The sequence below is a fragment of the Thiomicrorhabdus arctica DSM 13458 genome (assembly GCF_000381085.1).
Classification (GTDB): Bacteria; Pseudomonadota; Gammaproteobacteria; order Thiomicrospirales; family Thiomicrospiraceae; genus Thiomicrorhabdus; species Thiomicrorhabdus arctica.
Genome location: NZ_KB905902.1, coordinates 79,914 through 105,283, shown reverse-complemented (window position 1 = coordinate 105,283; position 25,370 = coordinate 79,914). Strand labels below are relative to the sequence as shown.

The 25,370-nt window shown below is 38.5% G+C and carries 23 protein-coding genes; 13 read left to right on the top strand and 10 right to left on the bottom strand.

Annotation, left to right across the window (positions count from 1 at the left end; translation table 11 throughout):
- Nucleotides 1–472 precede the first annotated feature (472 nt).
- Both F612_RS0111000 and F612_RS12665 read left to right on the top strand, forming a co-directional pair.
- Nucleotides 473–3,436, top strand: coding sequence for a chemotaxis protein CheB (locus F612_RS0111000; RefSeq protein WP_051080328.1), 2,964 nt, complete (start codon nt 473–475; stop codon nt 3,434–3,436).
- A gap of 24 nt (nt 3,437–3,460) precedes the next feature.
- Complete coding sequence (locus tag F612_RS12665; RefSeq protein WP_019557824.1) at nt 3,461–5,419, top strand: putative bifunctional diguanylate cyclase/phosphodiesterase; 1,959 nt, start codon at nt 3,461–3,463, stop codon at nt 5,417–5,419.
- 119 nt (nt 5,420–5,538) lie between these two features.
- On the opposite strand, the gene yihA is transcribed toward F612_RS12665, so the two are convergent.
- Nucleotides 5,539–6,231 carry a ribosome biogenesis GTP-binding protein YihA/YsxC gene (gene yihA / locus F612_RS12660; RefSeq protein WP_019557823.1) on the bottom strand — a complete coding sequence of 231 codons (693 nt, stop codon included), beginning with the start codon at nt 6,229–6,231 and terminating at the stop codon, nt 5,539–5,541.
- Nucleotides 6,232–6,398: 167 nt separating this feature from the next.
- On the opposite strand from yihA, the gene F612_RS0110985 reads away from it, so the two are divergent.
- From F612_RS0110985 to F612_RS0110965, 5 genes are all read left to right on the top strand, one after another.
- Entirely contained in the window at nt 6,399–8,471 is a 2,073-nt protein-coding gene (locus tag F612_RS0110985; protein ID WP_019557822.1) for a cytochrome c biogenesis protein ResB, read from the top strand.
- Nucleotides 8,472–8,487: 16 nt separating this feature from the next.
- Nucleotides 8,488–9,666 carry a c-type cytochrome biogenesis protein CcsB gene (gene ccsB / locus F612_RS0110980; RefSeq protein WP_019557821.1) on the top strand — a complete coding sequence of 393 codons (1,179 nt, stop codon included), beginning with the start codon at nt 8,488–8,490 and terminating at the stop codon, nt 9,664–9,666.
- A gap of 17 nt (nt 9,667–9,683) precedes the next feature.
- Nucleotides 9,684–10,316, top strand: a complete 633-nt coding sequence (locus F612_RS0110975) for a thiol:disulfide interchange protein DsbA/DsbL (RefSeq protein ID WP_019557820.1) — start codon at nt 9,684–9,686, stop codon at nt 10,314–10,316.
- Nucleotides 10,317–10,484: 168 nt separating this feature from the next.
- Nucleotides 10,485–12,128 (top strand): acetolactate synthase large subunit, encoded by a 1,644-nt coding sequence (locus F612_RS0110970; RefSeq protein WP_019557819.1) that lies wholly within the window; start codon nt 10,485–10,487, stop codon nt 12,126–12,128.
- A 95-nt stretch (nt 12,129–12,223) separates the two neighbouring features.
- Nucleotides 12,224–12,562 (top strand): hypothetical protein, encoded by a 339-nt coding sequence (locus F612_RS0110965; RefSeq protein WP_019557818.1) that lies wholly within the window; start codon nt 12,224–12,226, stop codon nt 12,560–12,562.
- 54 nt (nt 12,563–12,616) lie between these two features.
- On the opposite strand, the gene F612_RS0110960 is transcribed toward F612_RS0110965, so the two are convergent.
- Nucleotides 12,617–13,222 (bottom strand): nitroreductase family protein, encoded by a 606-nt coding sequence (locus F612_RS0110960; protein WP_033394703.1) that lies wholly within the window; start codon nt 13,220–13,222, stop codon nt 12,617–12,619.
- Nucleotides 13,223–13,605: 383 nt separating this feature from the next.
- Between F612_RS0110960 and F612_RS0110955 the strand changes: the two genes are divergently transcribed.
- Nucleotides 13,606–14,550, top strand: coding sequence for a hydrogen peroxide-inducible genes activator (locus F612_RS0110955; protein ID WP_019557816.1), 945 nt, complete (start codon nt 13,606–13,608; stop codon nt 14,548–14,550).
- The gene (locus F612_RS0110950) at nt 14,547–15,308 is read left to right on the top strand and encodes an MlaA family lipoprotein (RefSeq protein WP_019557815.1); all 762 of its coding nucleotides are present in this window, start codon (nt 14,547–14,549) and stop codon (nt 15,306–15,308) included. Before F612_RS0110955 ends, F612_RS0110950 begins: the two co-directional genes overlap by 4 nt.
- Nucleotides 15,309–15,395: 87 nt before the next feature.
- Here the strand turns inward: F612_RS0110950 and F612_RS0110945 are convergent, their stop codons facing one another.
- From F612_RS0110945 to F612_RS0110915, 7 genes are all read right to left on the bottom strand, one after another.
- A complete protein-coding gene (locus F612_RS0110945) occupies nt 15,396–15,701 on the bottom strand; it encodes a Na+/H+ antiporter subunit G (protein WP_019557814.1) in 306 nt (101 codons plus the stop codon).
- A gap of 58 nt (nt 15,702–15,759) precedes the next feature.
- The gene (locus tag F612_RS0110940) at nt 15,760–16,029 is read right to left on the bottom strand and encodes a K+/H+ antiporter subunit F (RefSeq protein ID WP_019557813.1); all 270 of its coding nucleotides are present in this window, start codon (nt 16,027–16,029) and stop codon (nt 15,760–15,762) included.
- Nucleotides 16,023–16,517 carry a Na+/H+ antiporter subunit E gene (locus F612_RS0110935; RefSeq protein WP_019557812.1) on the bottom strand — a complete coding sequence of 165 codons (495 nt, stop codon included), beginning with the start codon at nt 16,515–16,517 and terminating at the stop codon, nt 16,023–16,025. The genes F612_RS0110940 and F612_RS0110935 overlap by 7 nt, the downstream gene beginning before the upstream one ends.
- 7 nt (nt 16,518–16,524) lie before the next feature.
- Complete coding sequence (locus F612_RS0110930) at nt 16,525–18,051, bottom strand: monovalent cation/H+ antiporter subunit D (RefSeq protein ID WP_019557811.1); 1,527 nt, start codon at nt 18,049–18,051, stop codon at nt 16,525–16,527.
- Nucleotides 18,048–18,416 carry a Na+/H+ antiporter subunit C gene (locus tag F612_RS0110925; protein ID WP_019557810.1) on the bottom strand — a complete coding sequence of 123 codons (369 nt, stop codon included), beginning with the start codon at nt 18,414–18,416 and terminating at the stop codon, nt 18,048–18,050. The genes F612_RS0110930 and F612_RS0110925 overlap by 4 nt, the downstream gene beginning before the upstream one ends.
- A 3-nt stretch (nt 18,417–18,419) precedes the next feature.
- A complete protein-coding gene (locus F612_RS0110920) occupies nt 18,420–21,239 on the bottom strand; it encodes a monovalent cation/H+ antiporter subunit A (RefSeq protein ID WP_019557809.1) in 2,820 nt (939 codons plus the stop codon).
- Nucleotides 21,240–21,510: 271 nt separating this feature from the next.
- Complete coding sequence (locus F612_RS0110915) at nt 21,511–21,714, bottom strand: hypothetical protein (protein ID WP_019557808.1); 204 nt, start codon at nt 21,712–21,714, stop codon at nt 21,511–21,513.
- Between the two features lie 161 nt (nt 21,715–21,875).
- Between F612_RS0110915 and F612_RS0110910 the strand changes: the two genes are divergently transcribed.
- The gene (locus F612_RS0110910) at nt 21,876–22,145 is read left to right on the top strand and encodes a hypothetical protein (RefSeq protein ID WP_019557807.1); all 270 of its coding nucleotides are present in this window, start codon (nt 21,876–21,878) and stop codon (nt 22,143–22,145) included.
- An 82-nt stretch (nt 22,146–22,227) separates the two neighbouring features.
- Here F612_RS0110910 and F612_RS0110905 read toward each other — a convergent pair whose 3' ends face one another.
- Nucleotides 22,228–23,721, bottom strand: coding sequence for a 7TM domain-containing protein (locus F612_RS0110905; RefSeq protein WP_019557806.1), 1,494 nt, complete (start codon nt 23,719–23,721; stop codon nt 22,228–22,230).
- Here F612_RS0110905 and F612_RS12655 point away from each other — a divergent pair.
- From F612_RS12655 to F612_RS0110890, 3 genes are all read left to right on the top strand, one after another.
- The gene (locus tag F612_RS12655) at nt 23,720–24,208 is read left to right on the top strand and encodes an ATP-dependent zinc protease family protein (protein WP_019557805.1); all 489 of its coding nucleotides are present in this window, start codon (nt 23,720–23,722) and stop codon (nt 24,206–24,208) included. The genes F612_RS0110905 and F612_RS12655 overlap by 2 nt on opposite strands.
- Nucleotides 24,209–24,295: 87 nt before the next feature.
- Complete coding sequence (locus F612_RS0110895) at nt 24,296–24,502, top strand: lipopolysaccharide assembly protein LapA domain-containing protein (RefSeq protein WP_019557804.1); 207 nt, start codon at nt 24,296–24,298, stop codon at nt 24,500–24,502.
- A 309-nt stretch (nt 24,503–24,811) separates the two neighbouring features.
- Nucleotides 24,812–25,306, top strand: a complete 495-nt coding sequence (locus F612_RS0110890) for a hypothetical protein (protein ID WP_019557803.1) — start codon at nt 24,812–24,814, stop codon at nt 25,304–25,306.
- Nucleotides 25,307–25,370: the final 64 nt, after the last annotated feature.

The following is a 25,370-nucleotide window of genomic DNA, read 5'->3' as shown; positions in this document are numbered from 1 at the left end:
GACCATAACAAAAAACCTTTCTTCACATAACACTTTTAAGAATTCCTGAATTTAAAGCCACTCCACTAATTGTGATGAAAATCGCTTGTCTAACCAGCATACAAAACACGCACTCGGTTTAAAGATTATCCTAGCTTTGATGCAATCATTTAGTATTGCGTCTGCCTAAGCTATACTAGGTTTAATAAGACGTTATATTAGATAATTTACTGATCAACTAGTTGCTCATAAAAACTAAACTCGTGTACTTTGGTTCTAAATTTAAAGCCCTTTACGTAATGATAAAATCGATAACTAGAAACTCTGCTATTTAATACAAAGTCCAAAAACAGGCATTAACGTAGTCTTATACTCGCATTAATGAGTCGTTACTTTTGCCCTTTACTGATCTTAAAGGAATCTCGACCTAAATTCGCAAATGCCTGCATCCATTTATTCATAAGAGTATGCTTTGTTAAAACGAGAGAAAGCAATGTCTAAAAACGTTAAATCATCCGAGAAAAACAAAAAAAATACATTTCCGATTGTTGGCATAGGAGCTTCAGCGGGTGGCCTCTCTGCATTTCTAGCGTTTTTTAATGCCATGCCCCCTACCAGTGAGTCCGGCATGGCATTTGTCTTGGTGCAACATCTCGCACCAAACCATAGCAGTATGCTTGTCGAACTGATTCAACGTCATACTAAAATGCACGTATTACAGGTTGAGGACGGGGTGGAGGTGCAACCAAACTGTGTCTATATCATTCCACCCGCCCATGATATGGCTTTAATGAATGGTATCCTTCAGTTGTTTGAACCTGGATCCCCCCATGGTCAACGCTTACCTATCGATTTTTTCTTTAACTCTCTCGCGCAAGACCAACAAAATCATGCTATTGGTATAATTCTGTCTGGTACTGGCAGCGATGGCAGTCAAGGCATAAAAGCCATCAAAGAAGCCGGTGGAATGGTCATTGTTCAATCCCCAGAAACAGCAGAATATGATGGCATGCCAAGCATTGCTATCGCAACAGGGCTCAATGATTACATTCTCTCTCCAGCAGAAATGCCAAAACAGCTTATTGGCTACACGGCTCATACTTTCGGTAACTTAACACGCCAGGAATTCAGAACAACGTCTAAGCCACGCAATACATTAAACAAAATTTTTGTATTACTACGCGTTCAAAGCGGACACGATTTTTCGCAATATAAACCAAATACTATTCAACGACGTATTCAAAGACGAATGGCTATTCACCAAATTGAGCAGATTGATGGGTATCTCACATACTTACAGAGATTCCCCTCGGAAATAGAAGCCCTTTTTCATGATCTACTCATTGGTGTCACTAACTTTTTTAGAGACCCTGAGGTATTTACCACTTTAAAAACACAAGTTCTGCCAAAACTTTTTAACCGTAAAGGTTTACAAAACACTATCCGTATCTGGAGTGTCGGTTGTTCTTCTGGTGAAGAAGCGTATTCTCTTGCCATTCTACTCAAAGAGTATATGACAGAAACGTCACTCCACTACACAGTCCAAATATTTGCCACCGACATTGATGCCCAAGCCATCGCATCAGCCCGGAGAGGTATTTACCCAACAACGATTTCAGAAAATATTTCAGTAAAACGATTAAGGCAATTTTTTACGATAGAAAGAAATGGCCAATACCGCATTCACAAAAGTATCCGCGATATGTTGATCTTTTCTGAGCAAAATATTATCAAAGATCCTTCATTTTCCAAACTTGACCTAATCAGCTGCCGAAACCTACTTATTTATTTAAACCTAGACGTACAAAAACAGATTATTCCGCTCTTTCACTATTCACTTAACCCTGGTGGGGTTCTACTGTTAGGTTCTTCAGAAAGTATAGGAGAGTTTGGCGACTTATTTGACGTACTGGATCAAAAATCCAAAATTTATCAAAGCAAACGCAACCTAAACATTGTGCTCCATGAAAATCTAATTAATAGAGCCCCTTCAATGACAAAAACGAATCCACACCATGCGATCTATGAAAAAAACCAACCAACCGAGAAACTGACCTTTCGAGCCCTCATGGAGCAGCTATTACTGCAAAAAATAGGGCTTTCTGCTGCACTTGTTGATAAACAAGGGGACATCCTTTATTTGCATGGCCGGACCGGAATGTATCTCGAATTGCCGCCAGGCGAAGCAGGCCCAATTAATATACTCAATATGGCACATGAAGGCATACATAAAAATTTAACGATGGCATTTCATAAAGCTCTTAAAACTAAGAAATCGGTTTATTGTCCTTTACTAACAATCTCAAAAAACGCCCAGTTATTCACCATTAACCTGACGGTGCAACCCATTCCCTCAGAAGCCTTTAGTGACGAAAATAACCCTTTGTATCTCATCATCTTTGAAACCCTGCCAGAGAGTGCTTTAAAAACGATTACGCCTCTTGTAAACACCTCTCTCAAAAGGACAGGTGATAAATCGGATGACAGTATGCGTATTGCAGCCCTTGAAAAAGAGTTATATGAACAAAAAGTCTTTCTACAGATTTCGAACCATAAACTTGAAAATTCTAACGAGGAACTCAAATCCTTTAATGAAGAAATGCAATCATTAAACGAAGAGATGCAATCTACCAACGAAGAGTTGGAGACATCTAAAGAAGAGTTACAATCCGTCAATGAAGAGCTCTCTACCGTCAATACAGAGCTTCAAACCAAAGTTATAGATTTATCACGTGCTAATAATGATATGAATAATCTGTTGGCAGGAACCAATATTGGAACCGTCTTTGTTGATCATAAATTGCATGTAATGCGCTTCACACCTTCCATTACTACAATCATAAATTTTATTCACAGTGATGTAGGTCGACCCTTACGCGATATCGTCTCCAATCTAATCAACTATACGAATTTAGTCCCCGATATCCAACATGTTTTAAATACCTTAATTCCGAAAGAAATAGAGATTCAGACTCTGGATAGGTGCTGGTATGCTATGAGTATTCAACCCTATCGCACTTTAGAAAATGTCATTGAAGGGGCCGTTATCTCTTTTATAGATATAACTGAAATAATCGAAATGCGTAACCATTTGCTAGAGAAAACACGCGAACTTGAGCGTCTGGCGATCATTGTTAGAGATGCCAACGATGCCATCACCGTTCAAGACTTAACAGGTTCAATTAAAGCTTGGAACCCGGCGGCCGATAGAATGTATGGTTGGAGTGAAACAGAAGCACTTCAGTTACACCTCCAAGATCGAATTCCACAAGATCATTACTCTCATGAGATGTCCAACATAGATAAACTTATCAATTTAGAGACATTACCACCCTATAAATCATATCGTCTCACTCAATCAGGTTTGACTGTAAAAGTTTGGATAACGGCTACGGCCTTAATCAACGCCGAGAATAAAGTTTATTCGATTGCGACCACCGAACGCCTGATACCCTAGACAGAAAGCTTAAAGAGAAAAATAATGGAGAAAAACATAGACAAAAAAGAACCCATACAGGGAAAAAATAAAGACTCTAATGAGAAAGATTCGGTGTTATTGAATGCTCAATCATTACGTAATAAAGCCGAGTTTATTCTAGATCAAAAAAATACCAATCGATCTAAGCGTATTGACATTCTGAGCAATGAAGAAATCCTTAAAGTTATCCATGAACTTCAAGTACATCAAATTGAACTGGAGATGCAGAATGAAGAACTTCAAAGAACCCAACAAACATTAACGGTAGAAAAGCAGCGTTATTTTGATCTCTATAATTCTGCACCTGTAGGTTATTGCACGCTCTCGGCTGAAAATTTAATCACAAAAGCCAACCCTATGGCGGCTACCTTACTTGGAATAAACCAAAACGAATTGGTAGAACAGCCCCTCTCACACTTTATTCACCCAGAAGACCAAGATATCTATTATCTTTGTCGTAAAAAATTACTGGATACTCAAAAACAACAGCATTTTGAGTTACGCTTACAAATCAAAAATAGCGCTGAATTATGGGTATATGTGGTCGCTTCTATCGAAAAAATTGCAAAAGACTCCTATGAGCTTCGATTGGTATTGACGGATATCTCTGATCGAAAAATATATGAAAATGAATTACACCGAATTGCGAAATACGATGCCTTAACCAATCTACCCAATCGTACTCTACTATCTGATCGCCTTTATCAAGCCATCGCTATGTCACTTCGGCATAATCAGCCATTGGCCATCTTATGTATTGGTCTAGATGGTTTCAAGGACATTAATGATCGATATGGTCATGAGGTAGGAGATCGGGTGTTGATTCTGCTTGCTGAAAGAATGAAAAATATTATGGGTCATGAAGACACCCTTTCTCGATTTGGAGGAGATGAATTTGTCGCCATCTTACTCAATTTATCCAGTATAGAATATGCCATCCCCAAAATTAACCACCTCACCGAAGTCATTAATCAGCCCATTAACATCAATGACATGACTATCCAAGTAACAGCCAGTATTGGAGTTTCTCTATACCCCCAACAGGAGCATGTTGACTCCGACATACTGTTGCGACAAGCCAATCAAGCAATGTATCATGCCAAACTTTCTGGGAAAGACAAATACCATATTTTTAATACCCATAACGATGACACTTTACGCTATAAATATAAGTTTATCGCAGGCATGGATGATGCCTTAGAGGCATCTGAATTTCACCTCTATTACCAACCCATGGTAAATATGAAAACCGGTAAAGTGATTGGTGTAGAAGCGCTAATTCGCTGGCACCACCCAACAAAAGGTTTATTAACACCTAAAGAGTTTTTACCAATTATTGTTGGTAATAAATTAACTGTAAAGCTTGGAAATTGGGTCATTAAAACCGCTCTAGCTCAAATGGAACATTGGTTGGCTCATGATGTTGTTCTCAATGTCAGCGTCAATATCGATGTTCTGCAACTTAAAGAAAACAACTTTGTTGTCAATTTACAAAAGATGCTGGAAACTCACCCAAGCATAAATCCAGAAAATCTAGTCTTAGAAATCATAGAAACCGGTCAAATCCATGACTTAGAAATAGTTTCAAAAGTTATAAAGCAGTGCCAAATACTAGGTTTTTCATTCGCTCTAGATGACTTTGGTACAGGTTATTCCTCATTAACTTACCTCCAAAAACTGCCTGTAAGTTGCCTTAAAATGGACAGAAGTTTTATTAAAAATTTACAGAATAATCCAGATAACATACTCACTTTAAAAGGCATTATAAGCTTGGCAAGCGCTTTTAGGTTGGACATAATAGCGGAAGGTATAGACACCATAGAACATGGCGAAATATTAATTGAAATGGGTTGCGAGCAAGCACAAGGGAATGCAATTTCCTATCCAATGCCGGCAGATGAGCTACCCGGGTGGTTAGAAACTTGGAAGGCCCCTTCATCCTGGAAAAATGCAATGCCTTAGAAAAAATGCCCTCTAATGGATGGAGGGCAACATTTACAGAAGAGATTTTAACAGACTCACTCAAAGGTCAAACTAAGGGTCTTTTACCTTAATTTCATCTCAAACTGAGTAAACCCCTTTTAAAATGTTCTATAGCCTTTTTTCTTTGGCTTTGCTTTCTTAGGAACCTTATTAACCGTCTCTTCAAGGACCGGCTTTTCTTTAATGGGGCGTTCATACTCCATCCACTCATCAAGCTTGTCCCAAACGGTATTCAAACCATCACGTTTTAAGGAAGAGAATAGCTGTGCTGTAGCGCTTGGGTACTCTTCTCTAAGCATCGCCTGTAATTTTAGAAGGCTGGCTTGCGCAGGGCCTTTTTTAAGCTTATCTGACTTAGTCAATAAAACATGGATGGGTAAACCAAGAGATTCACACCAATCCAACATCTGTAAATCAATTTCCGTAGGTGGCATTCTGCAATCCATCAATAAAATTAAGCCTTTCAAGCCCTTACTTTTTTCAATGTATTCAGTAAGGCCAGCTTCCCATGCACGTTTAATTTTTACATTAACTTTGGCAAAACCGTATCCTGGCAAATCAACCAGAGCACGCGTCTCATCCACCAGGAAAAAGTTAATTAACTGGGTACGTCCGGGAGTTTTACTGATTCGAGCTAAACCTTTTTGCGATGTAATGACATTTAAAGCACTGGATTTACCTGAGTTGGAGCGACCGGCAAAGGCTACCTCATGCGTTAAATCATCAGGACAAAGCGCTAATGTTGGTACGCTTTTAAGATAGGTTGCTTGTTGGTATAAAGGATGTTGCATAATTAAGAGTTTTCCAAAACGTTAATACTTTATCAATGGTGTGCAACAGTATATACTTTATCCTATTTTTTAACGACTCAAACCGTGCAAAACCCTCTAAAATCAAAGGGAATTGCAGTTCAATACGAACTTAAGCGGACCATTGAAAACCAAATAATAGATGCCTAATGACTGAATCAAAAACACCCACAAGCGCAAACGCGGTTCCAAAATCGATGAAAAAAAAGCAACCTAATCAAATCTTGAACTTTTTTGGTTCAATGAATTTAGCGGTGACTTTACTAATGATGCTCTCAATTGCATCGGTTATCGGCACAGTCTTAAAACAAGACGAAAGCACGCAAAATTACATGATTCAATTTGGGCCTTTTTGGGCCGAAGTTTTCAATAGTTTAGGCTTGTTTCATGTCTATGGCGCGGCCTGGTTTATTCTCGTTCTACTCTTTTTACTGCTTTCAACCAGTATTTGTGTAACCCGCAATACTCCAAGCTTTTTAAAAGACATGAAGCAGTATAGCGAAAAGTTGTCACGCGCCGCACTACAGCACCAGCCTAATAACACGACCTTTGAGGGTACTGTTAGTCTTGAAAGACAACAAGAACATGCTGTCGCTTTGCTCAAGCATAAAGGGTATAAAACCAAAACGCATATTCGTGATGATGGCAGTGTGACTGTCGCGGGCTTAAAGGGTAAATGGAATCGATTAGGCTATTTCCTGACGCATATCTCCATTATCGTTATTTGTATAGGAGCGTTATTAGACAGCAATTTACTTTTAAAATATCGTGAACTCACAGGCTCTTTGGAGGCTGAAACCCGTACCGTCGGTTTAGATGAAATCAACAAAAACTCTTGGTTAGGTCCTGAAAACTTGTCGTTTAGAGGTTCCGTAAATGTCGCTGATGGAGGTAAAACCGATGTCCTGTTTTTGCCTTATGAAGATGGTTATTTAGCACAAAAATTGCCTTTTACTATCGTCAATAAACAATTTAGAATCAAATATTACGATACCGGAATGCCTAAGTCTTTTGAAAGTGATTTGATTCTCACAGCACCGGACCTCGATGAGCCAATTGTTGCGACGATTGCTGTTAATCACCCACTTCATTATAAAAATTACGCTATTTTTCAATCCTCATTTGCGGATGGTGGAACAACCTTAAAACTTAAAGTACATCCTTTACTTTCTCCTATCTCTAACCCGTTAGAGTTGGATTCTGCGATCAATAAAGTCGAGCCTTTAAAAACGCCTATGGGTAAATTTAAAGTCGAATTTAATGACTTTAAAATGCACAATATCATTCCTGCAACAGATGAAGAGAAAGCTTTAACGGGTCATAAAATGCATAACAATGGCCCAACTATTATCTTTAAGGTTCGTAATGATCAAGGTAAAGCTTGGGAGTATGAAAACTACATCATGCCGAGTCTGCAAGAAGATCGTCTCTTCTTTATGACGGGTGTGCGTGAGAGTCAGGCCGAACCGTTCCGTTACCTCTTTATACCTGCAGATGCGAACCGTAAAAAGGACCGTTTCTTCAAGTTCTTAACCTTGCTCAATAATCCTATAAAATTTATGGATCTCTTTACCACTCAATTTCCTAGAACGCCGGATGTTTCTGAGAAAACCTATCAGTTACAAACGAAACTCATTCAGCAATTATTAGCTCTGTTTCGTTCCAAAGGCTTTAATGGCATTACTGAATTTGTGAAGAGCAATGTACCAGAGGCGGATCGCAAGCAAGTGTCTGATTACTACTTTGGTCAAACCAGTTTTGCTTTACAAACCTTATACCTGGAAGTGCTGAAAGAAGAAGGGGTTATTAAAACCCACAGTGATGAAATATCAGAATTTGATAAAACTTGGTTTGAAGATGCCTTAAATACTGTTGCGGGCCTAAGTGCTTATGGTCCACCCATGTATTTTGAGGTGGCCAGTTTTAAACAAATCCAAGCCACTGGGTTACAAATTACCAAATCTCCCGGTAAAAATGTCGTGTTTTTTGGCAGTGCGATGCTTATAACTGGCGTATTCTTCCTCTTTTATGTACGCCAACGTCGAGTGTGGATTCACATCAAACCCAACGCGCATACAGATTTAGAGTCAGATTCAACAACATCTAGCTCCGAAATCACTATCGCGGCCAAAGATAATAGAGACTTACCTGAAACAACCACCGAATTTAACGGTCTTGTTAACCGGGTAAAAAAATTCAATAATAACAACAATCACGCATAATTATGGGGCGATAAACATGCAAACTGAAACCTATCTAGAAGAATTTAAAAACGAAGGAAAGAAGCCGTTCACCCTTAGGGATGTGGCTTGGATTGCTTTCGTCATACTTGGCAGTTTTTACGCATGGACGCAATATGGCGGACTGATGGATCAGTATGAGATTGGAATTTTAGGCGGAACAACCGTTGGTCTCATATTATTAGGACGTTTATGGCCGAGTTTACAGACGCTAACCGTTTCGGTGAGTTTAATGGTGATGCTCGCCTTATGGACCTACAATAGCCACGGCAACGTGATTACTGCCAATGAAGAAGCCTTCTTTTTGAAGTTTTTACTGTCTAGTCAATCGGCTATTATGTGGATGAGTGCGCTGTTTGTTATGGCCACTGCAACTTACTTCTTAGCATTATATAATAAATCGGACTTCACCTATAAAACGGCTAATTTCATGGTGTGGGCTGCAGCCACCTTTGGTTTAGTGGGCATGATGGTCCGCTGGCGCGAATCTTATATCATCAACTTCAATTACGGCCACATTCCAGTCAGTAGTTTGTATGAAGTATTTATCCTATTTGTAGTACTCACCTCTTTAATGTATCTGTTCTATGAGCAACGTTATAAAACCCGAGCTTTAGGCGGATTTGTTATGTTGGTGATCAGTGCAGCGGTTGGTTTTCTGCTTTGGTATACCTTTGGAAAAGACGCCCATGTCATTCAACCTTTAGTCCCTGCTTTAAAAAGTTATTGGATGAAAATCCATGTCCCCGCAAACTTTGTCGGTTATGGTTCCTTCTCTATTGCGGCCATGGTTGGGGTGGCTTATCTATTAACTGAACGCGCTTTAAAGAAAAACCCTGAAAGCAGTTTTGCCAGTAGAATGCCTGCTTTAGAAGCTATGGATGATTTGATGTATAAAGTCATCTCACTTGGCTTTGCATTCTTTACCATTGCAACTGTATTAGGCGCCGCCTGGGCCGCAGAAGCTTGGGGTGGTTATTGGTCTTGGGATCCAAAAGAGACGTGGGCGCTGATTGTTTGGTTGAACTATGCCGCTTGGTTGCATATGCGTATGTCTAAAGGTTGGCGCGGAGCACCGATGGCATGGTGGGCCTTTATCGGTCTATTAATCACTACTTTTGCTTTCCTTGGTGTGAATATGTTCCTATCCGGTTTGCACTCTTACGGTGAACTGTAAAATACTGAGGTTAACTTATGTTACGTAGAAAATTATTAACAACCGTGGTCGCCCTTTTAGTGACCAGTGGTCTATCCTTCTCTGCAACAAGTGCAGAGAGTAGGACATTAATGCCAGGCGTTGAATATAAGAAGATCCCGACGCCGCATGTCATTGCCCCCTATACTAAAACCGTGGTAGAAGTATTTGGTTACAGCTGTCCACACTGTTATCACTTAGAGCCAAGTCTTAACCATTGGTTAAAAGATAAGCCTGCTGATGTGCATTTTGAACGTATGCCTGTGGTATTTAATAATCCTAATTGGATATTTATGGCTAAGGTCTTCTATACCGCTCAAGAGCTCGGAGTTCTTGAGCAATCACATGAGGCTTTTTTTAATGCCTTACACCGCGATAAAAAAGAGCTTTACACCGTTGAAAAAATTGCTGAATTTTTCACTCAATTTGGTGTAAAAGAGGCTGATTTTATTGGTACTTTCAAAGGCTTTAAGGTTGATCAATTGGTACGAAAAGCACAGCAATTAACTCGTAGTTATGGCATTGAAGGTGTTCCTTCGATTGTCGTTAATGGTAAATATTTAACAGATGTGCCAATGACCGGTAGTCGAGATAAACTTTGGAAAACAGTCGATACTTTGACCGATCAATAATATTCAGTAAATCAGTCCTTAATAAAGACAAATGTACAAATAACAGGGGCTTTTAGCCCTTTTTTTAGTTTTAATCCCTTTGAAAACCAATTAATTAATGACCAGGCCTGGTCATTTGTTTTTTAACACTTCATAATCCTAATTCATGTACCGAAAAGAGCCCTAAAAATGAAAGCCGCCAAACTGTTTGTGAAATGTTTAGAAAATGAAAATGTAGAGTTCATTTTTGGAATTCCAGGTGAAGAAAACCTGGATATTATGGATGCGTTACTCGATTCTGACATTAAATTCATCACGACTCGTCACGAACAAGGTGCAGCGTATATGGCAGATGTCTATGGACGTCTAACCGGTAAATCTGGCGTTTGTTTATCCACTTTAGGTCCTGGTGCCACAAATCTAGTCACGGGCGTGGCGGATGCCAATATGGACAATGCTCCTTTAGTGGCTATTTCAGGTCAGGCAGCAACCACACGGCTGCACAAAGAGTCACATCAAGTGGTTGATCTCGTCAGTATGTTTAAGCCTATTACCAAATATGCTACTCAAGTCTTAGCACCTGAAACGATTCCAGAAGTGGTGCGTAAAGCATTTAAATTGGCCGAGGCGGAAAAACCAGGCGCCACCTTTATTGATTTGCCTGAAAACATTGTTGAAATGGAAACCAATGAAGCGCCTTTACCCGTGAGTGTTAATCGACTGACTTTTGCTGATAATGGACTCTTAAAAGATGCGGCTGTTTTAATTGAAAAGGCTAAAAACCCACTCATTCTCGTCGGTAACGGCGCCGTTCGATCTCGTGCCAGTGACCATATTTTGGCCTTTCTAAAAACTCATAAAATTCCAGTGGTAAACACCTTTATGGCCAAAGGCATCATCCCTTTTTCACATGAAATGGCCATGGGAACAGCGGGTTTGCAAAAAGGCGATTATGAAAATGGCGGTTTTGCTAAAGCCGATTTGGTCATCTGCGTTGGGTTTGATATGGTCGAATATCACCCACATTTATGGAATCCAACCCGTAAACATACCATTATTCATATCGATACTAAAAAATCTGAAGTCGATAACAGCTATATTCCTGAAATAGAGCTTATTGGTAATATCGGCAAAAATTTAGCCGGTCTCGGTGAGATGATTGAAAAACCTATCAAATCCACTCAAATTGATTTCCGCTTGCGTAAAGCGATGGTCGATGAAATGAACCGTTGTCATAAAAGTGATGCCTGGCCAATGCTACCGCAAAAAATTATTTGGGATTTACGTACGGCGATGAAGTCTACCGATATTGCGGTGAGTGATGTCGGCTCCCATAAAATGTGGATGGCGCGCATGTTTCGCTGCGATCTCCCTAATACGTGTATTATTTCCAATGGATTTGCCGGCATGGGTATCGCAGTACCGGGCGCAATCGCTGCAAAATTAGCTTATCCAGAAAAGGGTATCGTTGCCGTTACTGGCGATGCTGGTTTTATGATGAACTCGCAAGAAATTGAAACGGCGCTGCGTTGCAATGCCCCTATTGTTATTTTAGTTTGGAACGATTGCCAATACGGACTGATTGAGTGGAAACAGCAACGCCGTTTTGGACGTTCAGCCTATATAGATTTTAAAAACCCTGACTTTGTACAGTACGCACACTCTTTCGGTGCTACTGGTGTGCGTATCGAATCTGCAGACCAATTACTCCCCGCTTTACAAGCGGCCTTAGAAAATCCAACCGTCACCATTATTGATTGTCCGGTCGATTACTCTCAAAATGATCGTTTGACGGCGTTATTGGGAAATGTGGTATCTGAAATAGGGGATTAGTAATCCTTCGTTTTAGTAAACGGTTTGTCTCTAAAAATTCAACTCCCCTACTTTGACAGGTAAAATGAGTATGACTCAGCCATAAAGGAAATATCATGATTTATATTGAACGAAATGCTTTGGGTGAAATAGATAATATAGAATTTACGCCAGCGAAAAATCGTGAAGAAATCAGTTTACATGATCCACAATTAACCGAGTTCATTAAAAAATCAGCTGACAGTGAAGCTATTATGCAATCTGTTTTGGACCGTCTAGATTTGGATATGGTACGTGTCATTGAAGATCTTATCGACATTATGATAGAGCGAGATCTAATACGCTTTACCGACCTTCCCCAACCGGTACAAAACAAGCTCTTATTTAAGCGAAAAATTCGTAATATGGGTAATGAAATATCCATTATTGATGATAATGAACTGTTAAATCTATAGTGCTAATCCATTTAACCAGGCCTGGTCAAAATTAGATTAGGCTTTATACAAGCCTTAATCTAAATAGACCGTGACTTCATCAATCGACTTTCTTTTAGGGTTTTGACTCAACTGATTCATCCGGTTTTCTGTGTCTACTTTACCCATATACAGAGCGGCTATCAATGTGATCTTTTCTGATTCAATATCCAACACCTCATAACTGCGAACATCGGTTAGGATCGGTCCTGTGCTCCACTGCACTCCTATGGACTGTTGCCAAGCCATCAGTTGAAAATTTTGAATGGCACAAGCACAAGCGGCGTAATCTTCTTTCGCCGTGAACTCATCTTGGGTTAAGATTTGCCCCACTAGAATAATTTGTGGGATGGCCATAAATTTTTCAACGGCTTTTGTATATAAGCTCTGGTACGCTGAAGAGCCACAATCAGCCTTTTTAGAAGCTCTATTATCAGCATAGACAACCGCTAATGTTTGTTGCTTATTTTTGCCAAGCACCCAAAAACGCCAAGGTTGGGTTAATTTATGATTAGGCGCCCATATTGCAGCTTCTAAACATTTTTTTATTTCTAAATCCGTCAGAACATGAGTTTCTTGTGATCGAAATTGATAGCACGTTCGTCTTGCTTGAATGAGGGCTAATAATTGTGATGTTTGCATAATGACTTCTGTAATTTTTGTTTTTTTGAATACCATTTATTATGCCGTATAATCATTTAAATAACCCCTAAATAATTCCATATAAGGGCTTGGGATAACTTGTGTTAAATTGTGGATAAAATCCAATAATAAGCATTTTGTTATTTTTATCCACAAAACACCCACACTTACACACACGCTTTGTCAGATACTATACCCACATCTTTCTCACAAGATAACGTATTGAAATCCATGTTAAAAATGAGTTTATCGACAGATGTTAGCTTCACCAAGAGTAATAAGAAGAGGTTATATATACTAAAAGAATACATTTAAGTAATGAAAAGTTATCGCCTCTTTTTCTAATTTAAGATAAAAACCTTTAATCAAAAGACATCTAATTTATGACCCTTAACGAACTGAAATATATTGTTGCTGTCGCAAAAGAAAAGCATTTTAGAAAAGCTGCAGAAAGTTGCTTTGTCAGTCAACCTACTTTAAGTATTGCAATTAAAAAATTAGAAGAAGAGTTAGGGGTCATTTTATTTGAAAGACGAAAACAGGATGTTTTGATTACACCCGTTGGTAACCAAATTATTAAATTGGCGGAAGATATACTTGAAAGCAGTAAACATATCAAAACCATTGCAAAAGAATCTCGAAGTGACCTTTCTACAGAATTAAGGATAGGTGCTATTTATACGATAGCGCCCTATTTGCTGCCTAAACTGATTCCTAGATTTCATCAATTAGCCCCTAAAATCCCCTTAATCATCGAAGAAAATTACACGCACGTATTAGCAGAGAAGCTACAAACGGGTGAAATTGATATTGCCATTTTGTCACTGCCGTTTGATGAACCCAACATTGAAACGCTTGCACTCTATCAAGAACCTTTTAAAGCGATTGTTCCAAAAGAACATCCTTTTGCAGAAACAGATATTTCTATTTCGTTGCAATCGATTAAAAATGAAACCATTCTCTTATTGGGGGCAGGCCATTGTTTTAGAGATCAGGTCGTAGAGGCTTTTCCAAATCTATTACATTTGAATTATCAAAGTAATCGACTACAGAAGACATTTGAGGCCAGTTCACTCGAAACTATTCGTTACATGGTATCTTCAGGGGCAGGAATCTCTATTTTTCCCTGTAGTTCGCTCTCAGAACGCGATGAGAGTCTTTTTACAGTTAAAACGATAACTGATACACCTCCTAGTAGAATCGTTGCTCTAGCATGGCGTAAATCATTTCCTAGGATGAATGTTTTAGAATTATTTAAACAAGCGATTGATGAAGTGAACATACCTTGTACAATACCGTTAAAGATTCAGAAATTAGAAAATTTATGATATTAAAAAAAACCTTACCGATTTTATTATTGAATATTTTATGGATCAGTCCATCGATCCAAGCCGATGAAATCACGAATGATCCTAAAACTCAGTTACCCCCCATGAGTTTAGAAGATCCTTATGAAGCTTTTAATCGTCCTGTATTTAATTTCAATATGAAGTTTAATGACACGGTAGGAGAGCCATTAGCGAACGCCTATAACGGGATTTTACCTCAGCCCGTGCGTATGGGTATCGATAATGTTTTTAGTAACCTTGCTGTCCCTTTATCGGCCATTAATAGTTTTTTACAAGGTAAGGTTGAAGATGGTTTATCGGGGATTATGCGTTTTACCATTAACAGTACGTTTGGCTTATTCGGTCTACTCGATATTGCGACGCCGGCAGGCTTAGAGGCTAAAAAAGAAGATTTAGGGCAAACGTTTTATCACTGGGGACTCTGGAATGAAACCCATTATCTGGTATTACCGTTTGTGGGTTCTTATACTTTGCGTGAATTAGTCGGTAGTGCTGTTGATTCTACTTATGATCCTGTTTATCCCTATGTGATTGATACGGATCTAAACGGTCGCACGATGATTTTTATAGGGGGTAAATTTGTAGACTACTCCAAAATTGCTGGCCTGATAGCGGATCTGAAAAATCAACCCGATCCTTATGTCTTTTCCAGAGAGAGTTATATGCAATATCGCACTAACTTGATCTATGATGGCAAAGCACCCAAAGCCAATTTAGACGACTTTAATTTTGATTAGATCGTTATTTTCACCAGGCCTGGTGAAACAAGGTTTAAAAGAGGCTAATGAACAGAGTTATCTATTAGCAAGTTTTTATAGGATTAATTAGTTTGTAGAATCTTTCTCTTTTATCTTGATATGTAGAGCGGCTTTAGCCATTAAGTGGGCACTTACAGGGGCTGTGATAAATAAAAATACTGTTATGAGTATTTCATGTGTACTTACTGAGTCTGTCTTAGATGAAAAATAGATGGCAGAAGCAATAAGGATAGATCCTACCCCTAACGTAGACGCTTTAGTGGGGCCGTGTAAACGCATATAAAAATCGGGTAATTTATATAGACCAATAGAACCAATTAAGGTAAAAATAGCCCCTACGACAATCAAAATTGCGACAATTGATTCAAACATAATATGTCCTTAAAAACGATTTAACTAAGGGTTTCTATCAACCCTATTCCAGCGAAACTTACTCTACAATATCACCACGAAGTAGATATTTACTCAAAGCGATAGTACCTACAAAACCCATTAATGCAATTAACAGTGCAGATTCAAAATACAGTGCACTTTCTAAATGTATGCCCAATAAAACAAGTAATGCGATTGAGTTTATATAAAGGGTATCTAAGGCTAAGATTCTATCAGGCACTGAAGGACCTTTTATTAACCTTATGGTGCTTAATACAAATGCAATGGATATAAATACAAATGCGATTGGAATTGCGATCTCTAGCATGCTGTAAATACCTCAATTATAGGTTTTTCATATCTTTGTTTGATTTCATCGATAATCTGCTGTGCATCTTCAATATGCAACGCATGCACTAATAGCGATTGTCGGTCCATAGAAAGGTCACAAGAAACGGTACCGGGTGTTAAAGAGATCACATTGGCTAACACACTGATTCCAAGTGGGGTTTTAACGTCTAATTCAATGGTGATAAAACCAGGTTTTAAGTTGGCACGTTTACCTAAAATAAGAACAGCGACTTTAAGGTTGGCAACCAGAATATCCCAAAGGACGAGCAATAAAAATTTCAACAATGTAAAAGGCTTTTTTATACAGTTGCGTTCCGGCCAATAAGCGGAAGTTAGCCAAGGAATTAAAATAGCCAATACTAATCCTAAAACGATATGACCAGTAGCGATCGTATTGTTTAAAAACAACCAAACGATTAATAAAACAACAGTTAAAATTGGATGGGGAAAAATTCTCTTTAGCATTATGTATTTACTCTGTTATGGCCGTTGCACTCAATACCGCTTGAATATAATTAGATGAATTAAATTGCTGTTGCGCGATCTGTTGGGTGTAGTCGGTAATAGGGTTGGCAAAAACCACTAATATAACGGCCGCCGATAATAAACCGACCACAGACATTAATGCCGATTTATTTAAAGGTTTACCCGTTTGAGTCGTCTCTGTCGTGACAGTTTGAGTATTATAGAACAGTAAAGAACCTGAACGTGCCATTGCGATAATTAACAGCAAACTTGAAATTAAAATGACGGCAAAAACAACGCCAAACCAAGCATGATCTAAAGCGGCTGATAAAATAAGTAACTTACCTAAAAATCCTGAGAAGGGCGGCATCCCAGTCATTGCTATTGCTGCGAATATAAAAATAGAACCGACTAAAATCGCGCTTGGCATACTGGGTGCCGAGATAAATTTGTCTTCTAAAGAACCGCGGCCTCTTGCGATTATATCGGCTAATAAGAACATTGCACCGGCAATCAATGTGGAATGAATTAAATAATAGAAGGTGGCTGATAAAGCAGCTGGACTGTTTAGACCGATACCAATTAAAAGTGTCGCAACAGAGGCTAATACAAGATACGCCACTTGCTCACGCAAGCCACGTGCTGCCATTACCCCTAAAGAAGCCAGTACCAGTGTAATTAAGCCTAAGGCTAATATCCAAGGTAAATAATAGAAGGCTAATTCACCCGCATCTTCGTTAAAGAGGGTGCCGTGTACACGAATAATCGAATAGATTCCAACTTTGGTCATAATGGCAAACAAAGCCGCCACCGGAGCTGATGTATTGGCATAAGCGGCTGGTAACCATAGATAGAGTGGGAACATAGCGGCTTTAATACCAAAGACAACGAGTAACAATAAACCTGCTGCGGCCACGACGGCTTGATTTTCTACGGGTAGTATCGCAATTTTGTTGGCTAAATCCGCTATATTTAATGTGCCTAATATGCCGTACAGTGCACCCACTGCAAACAAGAAAAGAGTTGAACCAATGAGGTTAATGATCACATAATGCAAACTGGCCTTGGTACGTTGTGCGCCACTACCATGCAAAATTAATCCGTAAGAAGCCAGCAGTAGAACCTCAAAAAACACGAAGAGGTTAAACAGGTCTCCTGTCATAAATGCGCCATTTAAGCCAAATAACTGCAGTTGAAACAGCACGTGAAAATGACTGCCATTTTCATCAATTTTAGTCTTAATGGCATACCATAATGCCCCTAAAGCTAAAATAGAGGTTATTAGCAGCATCATGGCTGACAACTGGTCTAACACCAAGACAATACCAAAAGGCGCTTGCCAATTACCTAATAAATAGATCTGGTACTCACCTGTTAAGCTGTTATTAACCAATACTGAACTGACAATGATTAATAAAGTAACCACTATTAAGTTAAGAACGCGTTGCAGTTGAATACCTTGCATACGAGCCAGTAATAAAATAAAGCTCATGACTAAAGGTATTAAGAGCGGTACTGCGGTCAATGACATCATGAATTAGTCCCTTTCAAGCGAGTCACTTCCTCATCTGAATCTACAGTAAGTCCATCCACATGGTCGTTGCCTAATTCACCACTGGATTTTAGGGCTAAAACAATCAGAAATGCCGTTATTGCAAAGGCAATTACAATCGCCGTTAACACTAACGCCTGAGGTAAAGGGTCGGCATAACCGAGTGCTTCGGCATCAATCACACCGGGTTGCCCGATGGTGAGACGCCCCATAGCGAATAGAAACACATTAACGGCATACGCCAGTAAAGTTAGTCCAACCACGACAGGAAAAGTACGGGCACGTAACGTTAAATAAACCCCCGCTGTGGTTAAGGTACCAATCGTAATTGCAATGAGCCATTCCATCTTTTAGTCTCCTTTTTGTTCGGTGATATGTGAGTTGGCACTCATTTTACCCAGTTGGGCAATAATCATGACTGTGGTGCCCACCACCACCAAAAACACTCCTAAATCGAACGCAATGGCACTGGCAACTTCAAATTTACCGACAATTGGCCAGTTTAAATAAGTAAATGTGGAGGTTAAGAAGGGGTAGCCTAATGCGATTGCAATCAACCCAGTAAAGGTTGCTATTAACAGTCCAGAACCAATTACAAAGTGCATATTGAGTTTTAAGCGTTCGGTAATCCAATCGGTTCCATTGGCTAGGTATTGCACAATCAAGGCCACGGCCGCAATCAGTCCAGCAATGAATCCACCACCGGGCATATTGTGTCCTCTTAAAAAGATAAATACAGCCACCATAATCATCAGCGGAAATAGCACGCGCGTTAGGGTTTGCATAATCAACGGATGCGGATCATTACTCAAACCGTGAATAAAACTTTGTTTACAAGGTTCCGGCAATTTTAAATATTCCAACATGGCATAAATACCCAAACCAGATAAAGCCAATACCACAATCTCACCCAAGGTATCAAAACCACGGAAATCGACCAAAATAACATTCACCACGTTAGTACCACCGCCACCTGGAACACTGTTGCTTAAGAAAAAGTGCGAGATTGGATCATATTCACGTGTTAATACCGCCATCGTAAAGAGGGTGACTCCTACACCGGATAAAATCGAAAGTACCAAATCTCTGGAGATACGGGTTTTACCAATCTCTTTTGGACTTGTTTGTGGCAAAAAGTAAAGCGCCAGTAACAGTAATACCACGGTCACAACCTCAACCGATAACTGGGTTAGAGCCAGGTCGGGGGCAGAGAACTTAACAAAACCTAGAGAGACAATTAAGCCGATAATCCCCATCATAAGAAGAGATATTAAATGTTGTTTATGATAATAAACCGTAAAAAAGGTAGCTAAAATCAACAGACCAATAATTACAAACGTGATGGGATCGATTGGTAATAACTCACGAGTACCTAATAACGGCGCAGAGAGGGACATAAAACCGATCAAACCTGCTATTAGTGAGGTTAAAACAACCCAAAATACTGAGTTTTGCAGCGAGCCTTTATCAAAGGAACGCGTAAAATAAACCGCAAATTTTTGTAACTGGATTAATAGATAATCAAAGATTTTTTTACCGTCTAAGTGATCTAAATAACGATCATGAAAGGTTCTAAAGATATGCCGTTTGAAGTAGATTAAGACGCCCAAACCAAGTGCTAAAAAGCTCATGAGTAAAGGTATATTCAAACCATGCCAAACCGCTAAACTGTACTCAGGCGGGGTAGTTTGTAGCGTGTCGGCGACGGCCACCGCTAAAATAGGCGCCACTGTAAACATAGGGAGTATGCCGACGGCCAAACAGACAATTACTAGAATATCGACCGGTATTCTCATAATACGACCCGGTTCATGCGGCGTTTTGGGTAAGTCGACAGGCTCACCATTAAAAAACACATCGTGAATAAATCGTAATGAATATGCGACAGAGAAGGCCGCGGCAACGGTTACTAAAATGGGCACCATCCATGAAATAAACAGCGTATTGGAAGCTGTTAATGCTTGCTCAAAAAACATCTCTTTACTTAAGAAGCCGTTTAATAAAGGCACCCCGGCCATTGCCGAAGCCGCAATCATGGCTAAAATTGCGGTATGTGGCATATATTTTAAGAGACCATTCAATTTACGCATATCACGCGTACCGGTTTCATGGTCGATAATGCCCGCCACCATAAACAGTGCCGCTTTAAAGGTCGCATGGTTAATAATGTGGAAAATGGCGGCAACGGCGGCTAATTTAGTACCAAATCCGAACAAGAGGGTGATCAGACCTAAATGACTTAAGGTTGAATAGGCCAACAGTCCTTTTAAATCATCTTTAAACAATGCGGTATAAGCGCCAATAATGAAGGTTAACATCCCAGCTGTGCCGACAATCCACGTCCACTCAGGCGTGCCTGATAGAACAGGGAAGAAACGAGCCAGTAAAAAGATACCCGCTTTAACCATGGTTGCCGAGTGTAAATAAGCCGATACAGGGGTGGGCGCACCCATGGCGTGTGGTAACCAAAAGTGGAATGGGAACTGGGCTGATTTGGTGAAAACACCCAACAGGACTAGCAAGAGTATTGGGATATAAAGGTCATGCTGACGTATCAAATCACCGGACGCTAATACATCCGTAAGGTTATAACTGCCGACTACATTACCAATTAATAAAACGCCTGCTAATAGAGCTAAACCACCGGCACCGGTAATCGCCAATGCCATACGCGCACCTTGTCGTGCGTAATCTCGATCTTGCCAGTAACTGATCAGTAAGAAAGACGTTAATGAAGTTAACTCCCAAAAAACCACCATTTGTAAGAGGTTTTCAGAAAGTACAATCCCAAGCATTGAGCCCATAAACATCAATAAATAGGCAAAAAACCGGCCCATAGAATCTTTTGATGATAAGTAATAACGTGCATATATGATGACTAATAAGCCAATGATCAAAATTAGCAATGCAAACAGCAGCGCTAAACCATCAAGACGAAAGGCAAACTCTAATCCAATTGCGGGAATCCAAGACCATGACTGAACAATTGTTTCACCACCAAAAATAACTGAGAGATTTGGGTATAAAAAGAGCAATGCTAATACCGTAATACCTGCTGCAGACCAAGCCGAAGCGTAACGATTAAATTTGGCGACCCAAGCAACAAAAATAGCCCCAAAAAAAGGCAGTAAGGCAATAATAGGGAGGTTAATATCAAGGAGTGAAGACATAATTAGCGCAATTTTAGAATTAACTATAGTTAAAACCGTAAGGTTACCATATTAATAACAGTTTATATAAGTAAGTAGTAAAGTTTAACGAGCCCTTTAATTAACTTTTAGCCCCTATAATTAAACTATGTAGACGCACACAGATACCTTTGTACAAAATTATGTTGGTTTAAGGTTTTCTCCCTAAAAAGGACTCTTTCAAAAGTTAAAAAGCGGCTTGGATAAAATCCTCAGCCGCTTTTTTATTGCCGTTGAAAATGTCAAAGACAGATTATTTAACGGCTTTTTTTACCGCTTTTTTAGCGGCTGATTTGGCTTTGCTTTTGCTTGAAAGTTCTTTTTTCATAACGCTTTTAGTTGCGGATTTAATCACACTTTTAGCATTTTTCTTTTTAACGTCATTTTTAGAAACGGCTTTCATTGTTGCTTTAGTAGCGGCTTTTTTTACAACGTTCTTTTTAACGGCTTTTGCCATGATGTTCCCCTTGGTTTAAGTATAAAGATGAATATTAGTATATATAAATTACCAATGGTAATAAATTATTACTAATAGTAACTTTTTTATGAGATAAATGACAATAGAATTTATCTATTCTATATAATCAGCAAACATTTTAAGCGTGGAGTAACGCCTTTATGACATTTATAGAATTTAAAAAACACTTATTAGATGCAGATATTTCGCTGCCTAAATTTAGTAAATTAATTAAGGTCAGTGAAAAAAACATACAGTCTTATAAAAAGAAAGGTGAAGTGCCTAACACGATTGCCGTCATCGTGGTCTGCTTCGTTCAAATGACAAAATATGGATTAAATTACAGAGAGATTATTGATGGATTAGAGCTTGAGGCTAAAACCAAAAAAGGCGCGGGATTTGCTAAAAAGATAGAGACTACTTCAAAATAATATCCAGTAAACAGCCTATAAACTCAAACAATAAACTTTAAAGATCTCTCAGATGTCTTTTTAATTGAACTCAAGATTAAGCTCACTCAATTTTATGTTCAGGAAGGGTGTCTTCTTTTTTATCATAAGGTTTACATAACAGTATGGCTAACGCAATGGTGACAAAATGGAGCTCTGGATGTGCTAATAACCAATCACCAACGATAGAAAACTGTAAAACGACAATCACAATAAAAGAGAGAAAGAGAGTATTTAACATTTTTATATTGGATTGATGAACCCCTTGCTTTTTGAGGTTTATGAAATATTTATCAATCAATAATGCAAGTATTACAACCGGTAGCAGAGCATCCACAGGGTTTTCTAACCAGTCCATCATATCCGCAATGGTTATGATTAGAATTAGGGTTAAAATTAAGAATGTTAATGTGACGGTATGCTCTACAATTTTATTTTTATTACTGACTATTTTTCTGACAAAAATAGTAGGAATAAATAATAGAAACATAATGGTTAAACTGACTAAAAGTTCGTTAAAAGCCAGTGCAAAACCTAATAGGGCAGGAGTGAGGTTGCCATAAGCTTCAATACGAAAAATAGTTTTCAAGTAGGCGATAATTAAAATGGCAAATGGCAGAGTCAGTAGCGTTTTAAGCAACGATTGCATTTCTAAAGGCAATAAATGTAAGTTATAAAGTTTCTCAAAATTAAACGTTCCATCAGATTCATATTGAACTTCATCAAATTGAATGCTCTCAAGGAGATTAGAACCATTTTTAAGCGTAATATAGTCTAAATTATCTTTTGATAAAGCGAACAACTTTATATTATGTTCAGGCCATAAATCCAAAGGTTTCCAGTAACCTTCATGGTGTATTTGTAACCAACCTCGTTTATAACTTTTACCCTGAATATCTACACCAATTCCACATACCAAACGTGCTGGGATGCCGATACTTCGTAGGGCAATTTTGAGATTTTTATGAACGTTTAACCAATCAGCACAAGTTTTATTTTTGAGGGTTTTATAAGCCGGAAATTTGCCCCAATATTTTTGATAAGCCGTTAAAAATTCAGTGATGTCTAAAGTAGGCTTACTCCCTTGTGATCGGTATTTATCTAAAAAATCTTTAAATTTAAGCATTCTATTTTGCTCAGAAACGCTTAAGGCCGTAAATTTCTCATATTTGTCTGGTAAGAGGGCTTTTGGTGAATAAATCGATTGATTTTGGTGGCTAAAGAAATACTCTAATTGAATAATGCCCGGTTTATCATCAATTGCTTTAAAAGTAATGCCTCTTTCTTCACTGTCTTTATCGTTTCTTTTAACAATACGCCAACCGTTATAATTTAAAGATTGTGAAATGACCCGGTTTTCTTGAGTAGAATAAGGAATTGGTAGTTGTATTTCAGTTTGTTGATTAATGGTTTTTTTGACTTCATACTGTAGCAATAATTTACTTTTTAAATGGGATTGAGTCTCTGACGTCGGTAACCAAATAAGCTTCAATATGAAGATTAACGTGGCGATGCCAATTAATCCAATAACGACTTTTTTATTAGATGGGTGCAACATGAAATTACTGATTACCTTTTTCATTAGTGTAAGTTTTGCTTTATATTTGCCGGTCTCATATGCCCAAATAACGCTTGGTTGGCTAGAACCTGTAACGATTATCCTTGATTCAAGAGAATTGTCTATTCAGGCAAAAATAGACAGTGGTGCTGATAACTCTTCTATTCATGCTATCAAGATTAAACGTTTCGAAAAAAACGATGAACCTTGGGTGAAATTTACCACAGTTAATGGATTTGTAATAGAAACGCCGATTGTTCGTGAAACTAAAATTAAAACTAAGTTAGTCGGTTTTAATAAGCGACCGGTGATTCTGATGGATATTTGTTTAGGGGGCATTGCAAAAAAAATTGAGGTTAATTTAATCAATAGAGAGCATTTTACCAAACCTTTTTTAATCGGTCGTTCAGCACTTTCTGGCTTTGTTATTGATCCAACCCAAACCCAATTAACGCGTGATATGAGTTGTCAGCCAAAGAAAAATTGAGATTATCTTTTAAAAAATTGGAGTGTAATAGTTGATAAAAAGAGGTCCGTTACAATTAATTTTAAACAAAAAATAAGGAATTCTTAAATGAATGTAAAGCTTGTTTCCATTTCGATTTTGGTCGGTTTAGTCGTTTTATTTATTTTGCAAAATGTTGTTGTGGCAGAGATTCAATTTCTTTTTTGGTCGATCCAAATGCCACGTTCTGTACTGATGTTTGTTCTATTGGTGATTGGAATCATTATCGGTTGGTTTCTTCACAGTCATTTTAAAATTAAACGAATAGAATCATAATGGTGATAAGCGTACGGTAGGTTATTATGTTATTTCCTAATCCTAACTCGAGCCTATTAATACGAAAGAGATGGCTAGGGTATAACACTTATTTTGGCCTTTAACGTCTGCCTAAGAGACTTTTAAAAGAGAGTCGTTTTAAATAAATAACTTAATTTTAGATAGGCATAGTAATAGCATAATTGTTACTAATTTCAGCACCCGTTACTCTCGTCATTGCACACGTTATTAGGATGGCCTTTAAAGCTCCAATCTTAAGCCTAACGTTCATGTAATCGCTAAATAATTTTTTAAAATAAAGGGACATTTATGAGAAAGGTTTTTGGATTAATTACCTCAATGAGTTATCTGTTTTCAGCAATCATTCTTTTTGGAATGGCTTTAATGATTATGGTGTGGTCTGTTTATGAAGTGGTGATGCACTTCAACAGAGGCAGTTTAGCTGAGGGAGAGTTTATTGCCATCATGTTGCAGTCCGTCGGTGCTATTGTGATTGCCGTCGCCATTATCGATGTTGCCAAATATATGATTGAAGAGGAAGTTTATCGAAATAAAGAACTTCGTTCAGCCGTTGAAGCTCGACAAACCATGACTAAAATTATTGTCATTATTTCTATAGCAGTGGGTATTGAAGGGTTGGTTTATATCTTTAAGGCAGGTATGCAAGATATTACCTTATTGCTTTATCCAGCCGCACTATTGTTGGTTTCAGTTTTATTAATTGTGGGCTTGGGGCTTTTTCAGAAATTGAGCCTTTCAGTGGAAAATTCTGAAGAACCTTCAAAAAAAGAAAATACCCCTTAAATATAATTAATAGCGTTCAACCATCAGGCCGGTTAGTTTTTGAATAGATACACTCCTCACAAAG

Bases quoted from the DNA above. Each gene is read 5' to 3' on its own strand.
- F612_RS0110945 (WP_019557814.1), bottom strand. From the start codon at position 15,701: ATGTTTGAATCAATTGTCGCAATTTTGATTGTCGTAGGGGCTATTTTT.
- F612_RS0110950 (WP_019557815.1), top strand. From the start codon at position 14,547: ATGATATTAAAAAAAACCTTACCGATTTTATTATTGAATATTTTATGG.
- F612_RS0110935 (WP_019557812.1), bottom strand. From the start codon at position 16,517: ATGCTAAAGAGAATTTTTCCCCATCCAATTTTAACTGTTGTTTTATTA.
- F612_RS12665 (WP_019557824.1), top strand. From the start codon at position 3,461: ATGGAGAAAAACATAGACAAAAAAGAACCCATACAGGGAAAAAATAAA.
- F612_RS0110920 (WP_019557809.1), bottom strand. From the start codon at position 21,239: ATGTCTTCACTCCTTGATATTAACCTCCCTATTATTGCCTTACTGCCT.
- F612_RS0110910 (WP_019557807.1), top strand. From the start codon at position 21,876: ATGACATTTATAGAATTTAAAAAACACTTATTAGATGCAGATATTTCG.
- F612_RS0110925 (WP_019557810.1), bottom strand. From the start codon at position 18,416: ATGGAATGGCTCATTGCAATTACGATTGGTACCTTAACCACAGCGGGG.
- F612_RS12655 (WP_019557805.1), top strand. From the start codon at position 23,720: ATGAAATTACTGATTACCTTTTTCATTAGTGTAAGTTTTGCTTTATAT.
- F612_RS0110965 (WP_019557818.1), top strand. From the start codon at position 12,224: ATGATTTATATTGAACGAAATGCTTTGGGTGAAATAGATAATATAGAA.
- F612_RS0110940 (WP_019557813.1), bottom strand. From the start codon at position 16,029: ATGCTAGAGATCGCAATTCCAATCGCATTTGTATTTATATCCATTGCA.
- F612_RS0110955 (WP_019557816.1), top strand. From the start codon at position 13,606: ATGACCCTTAACGAACTGAAATATATTGTTGCTGTCGCAAAAGAAAAG.
- F612_RS0111000 (WP_051080328.1), top strand. From the start codon at position 473: ATGTCTAAAAACGTTAAATCATCCGAGAAAAACAAAAAAAATACATTT.
- F612_RS0110890 (WP_019557803.1), top strand. From the start codon at position 24,812: ATGAGAAAGGTTTTTGGATTAATTACCTCAATGAGTTATCTGTTTTCA.
- F612_RS0110970 (WP_019557819.1), top strand. From the start codon at position 10,485: ATGAAAGCCGCCAAACTGTTTGTGAAATGTTTAGAAAATGAAAATGTA.
- F612_RS0110975 (WP_019557820.1), top strand. From the start codon at position 9,684: ATGTTACGTAGAAAATTATTAACAACCGTGGTCGCCCTTTTAGTGACC.
- F612_RS0110960 (WP_033394703.1), bottom strand. From the start codon at position 13,222: ATGCAAACATCACAATTATTAGCCCTCATTCAAGCAAGACGAACGTGC.
- yihA (WP_019557823.1), bottom strand. From the start codon at position 6,231: ATGCAACATCCTTTATACCAACAAGCAACCTATCTTAAAAGCGTACCA.
- F612_RS0110895 (WP_019557804.1), top strand. From the start codon at position 24,296: ATGAATGTAAAGCTTGTTTCCATTTCGATTTTGGTCGGTTTAGTCGTT.
- F612_RS0110905 (WP_019557806.1), bottom strand. From the start codon at position 23,721: ATGTTGCACCCATCTAATAAAAAAGTCGTTATTGGATTAATTGGCATC.
- F612_RS0110985 (WP_019557822.1), top strand. From the start codon at position 6,399: ATGACTGAATCAAAAACACCCACAAGCGCAAACGCGGTTCCAAAATCG.
- ccsB (WP_019557821.1), top strand. From the start codon at position 8,488: ATGCAAACTGAAACCTATCTAGAAGAATTTAAAAACGAAGGAAAGAAG.
- F612_RS0110915 (WP_019557808.1), bottom strand. From the start codon at position 21,714: ATGGCAAAAGCCGTTAAAAAGAACGTTGTAAAAAAAGCCGCTACTAAA.
- F612_RS0110930 (WP_019557811.1), bottom strand. From the start codon at position 18,051: ATGATGTCATTGACCGCAGTACCGCTCTTAATACCTTTAGTCATGAGC.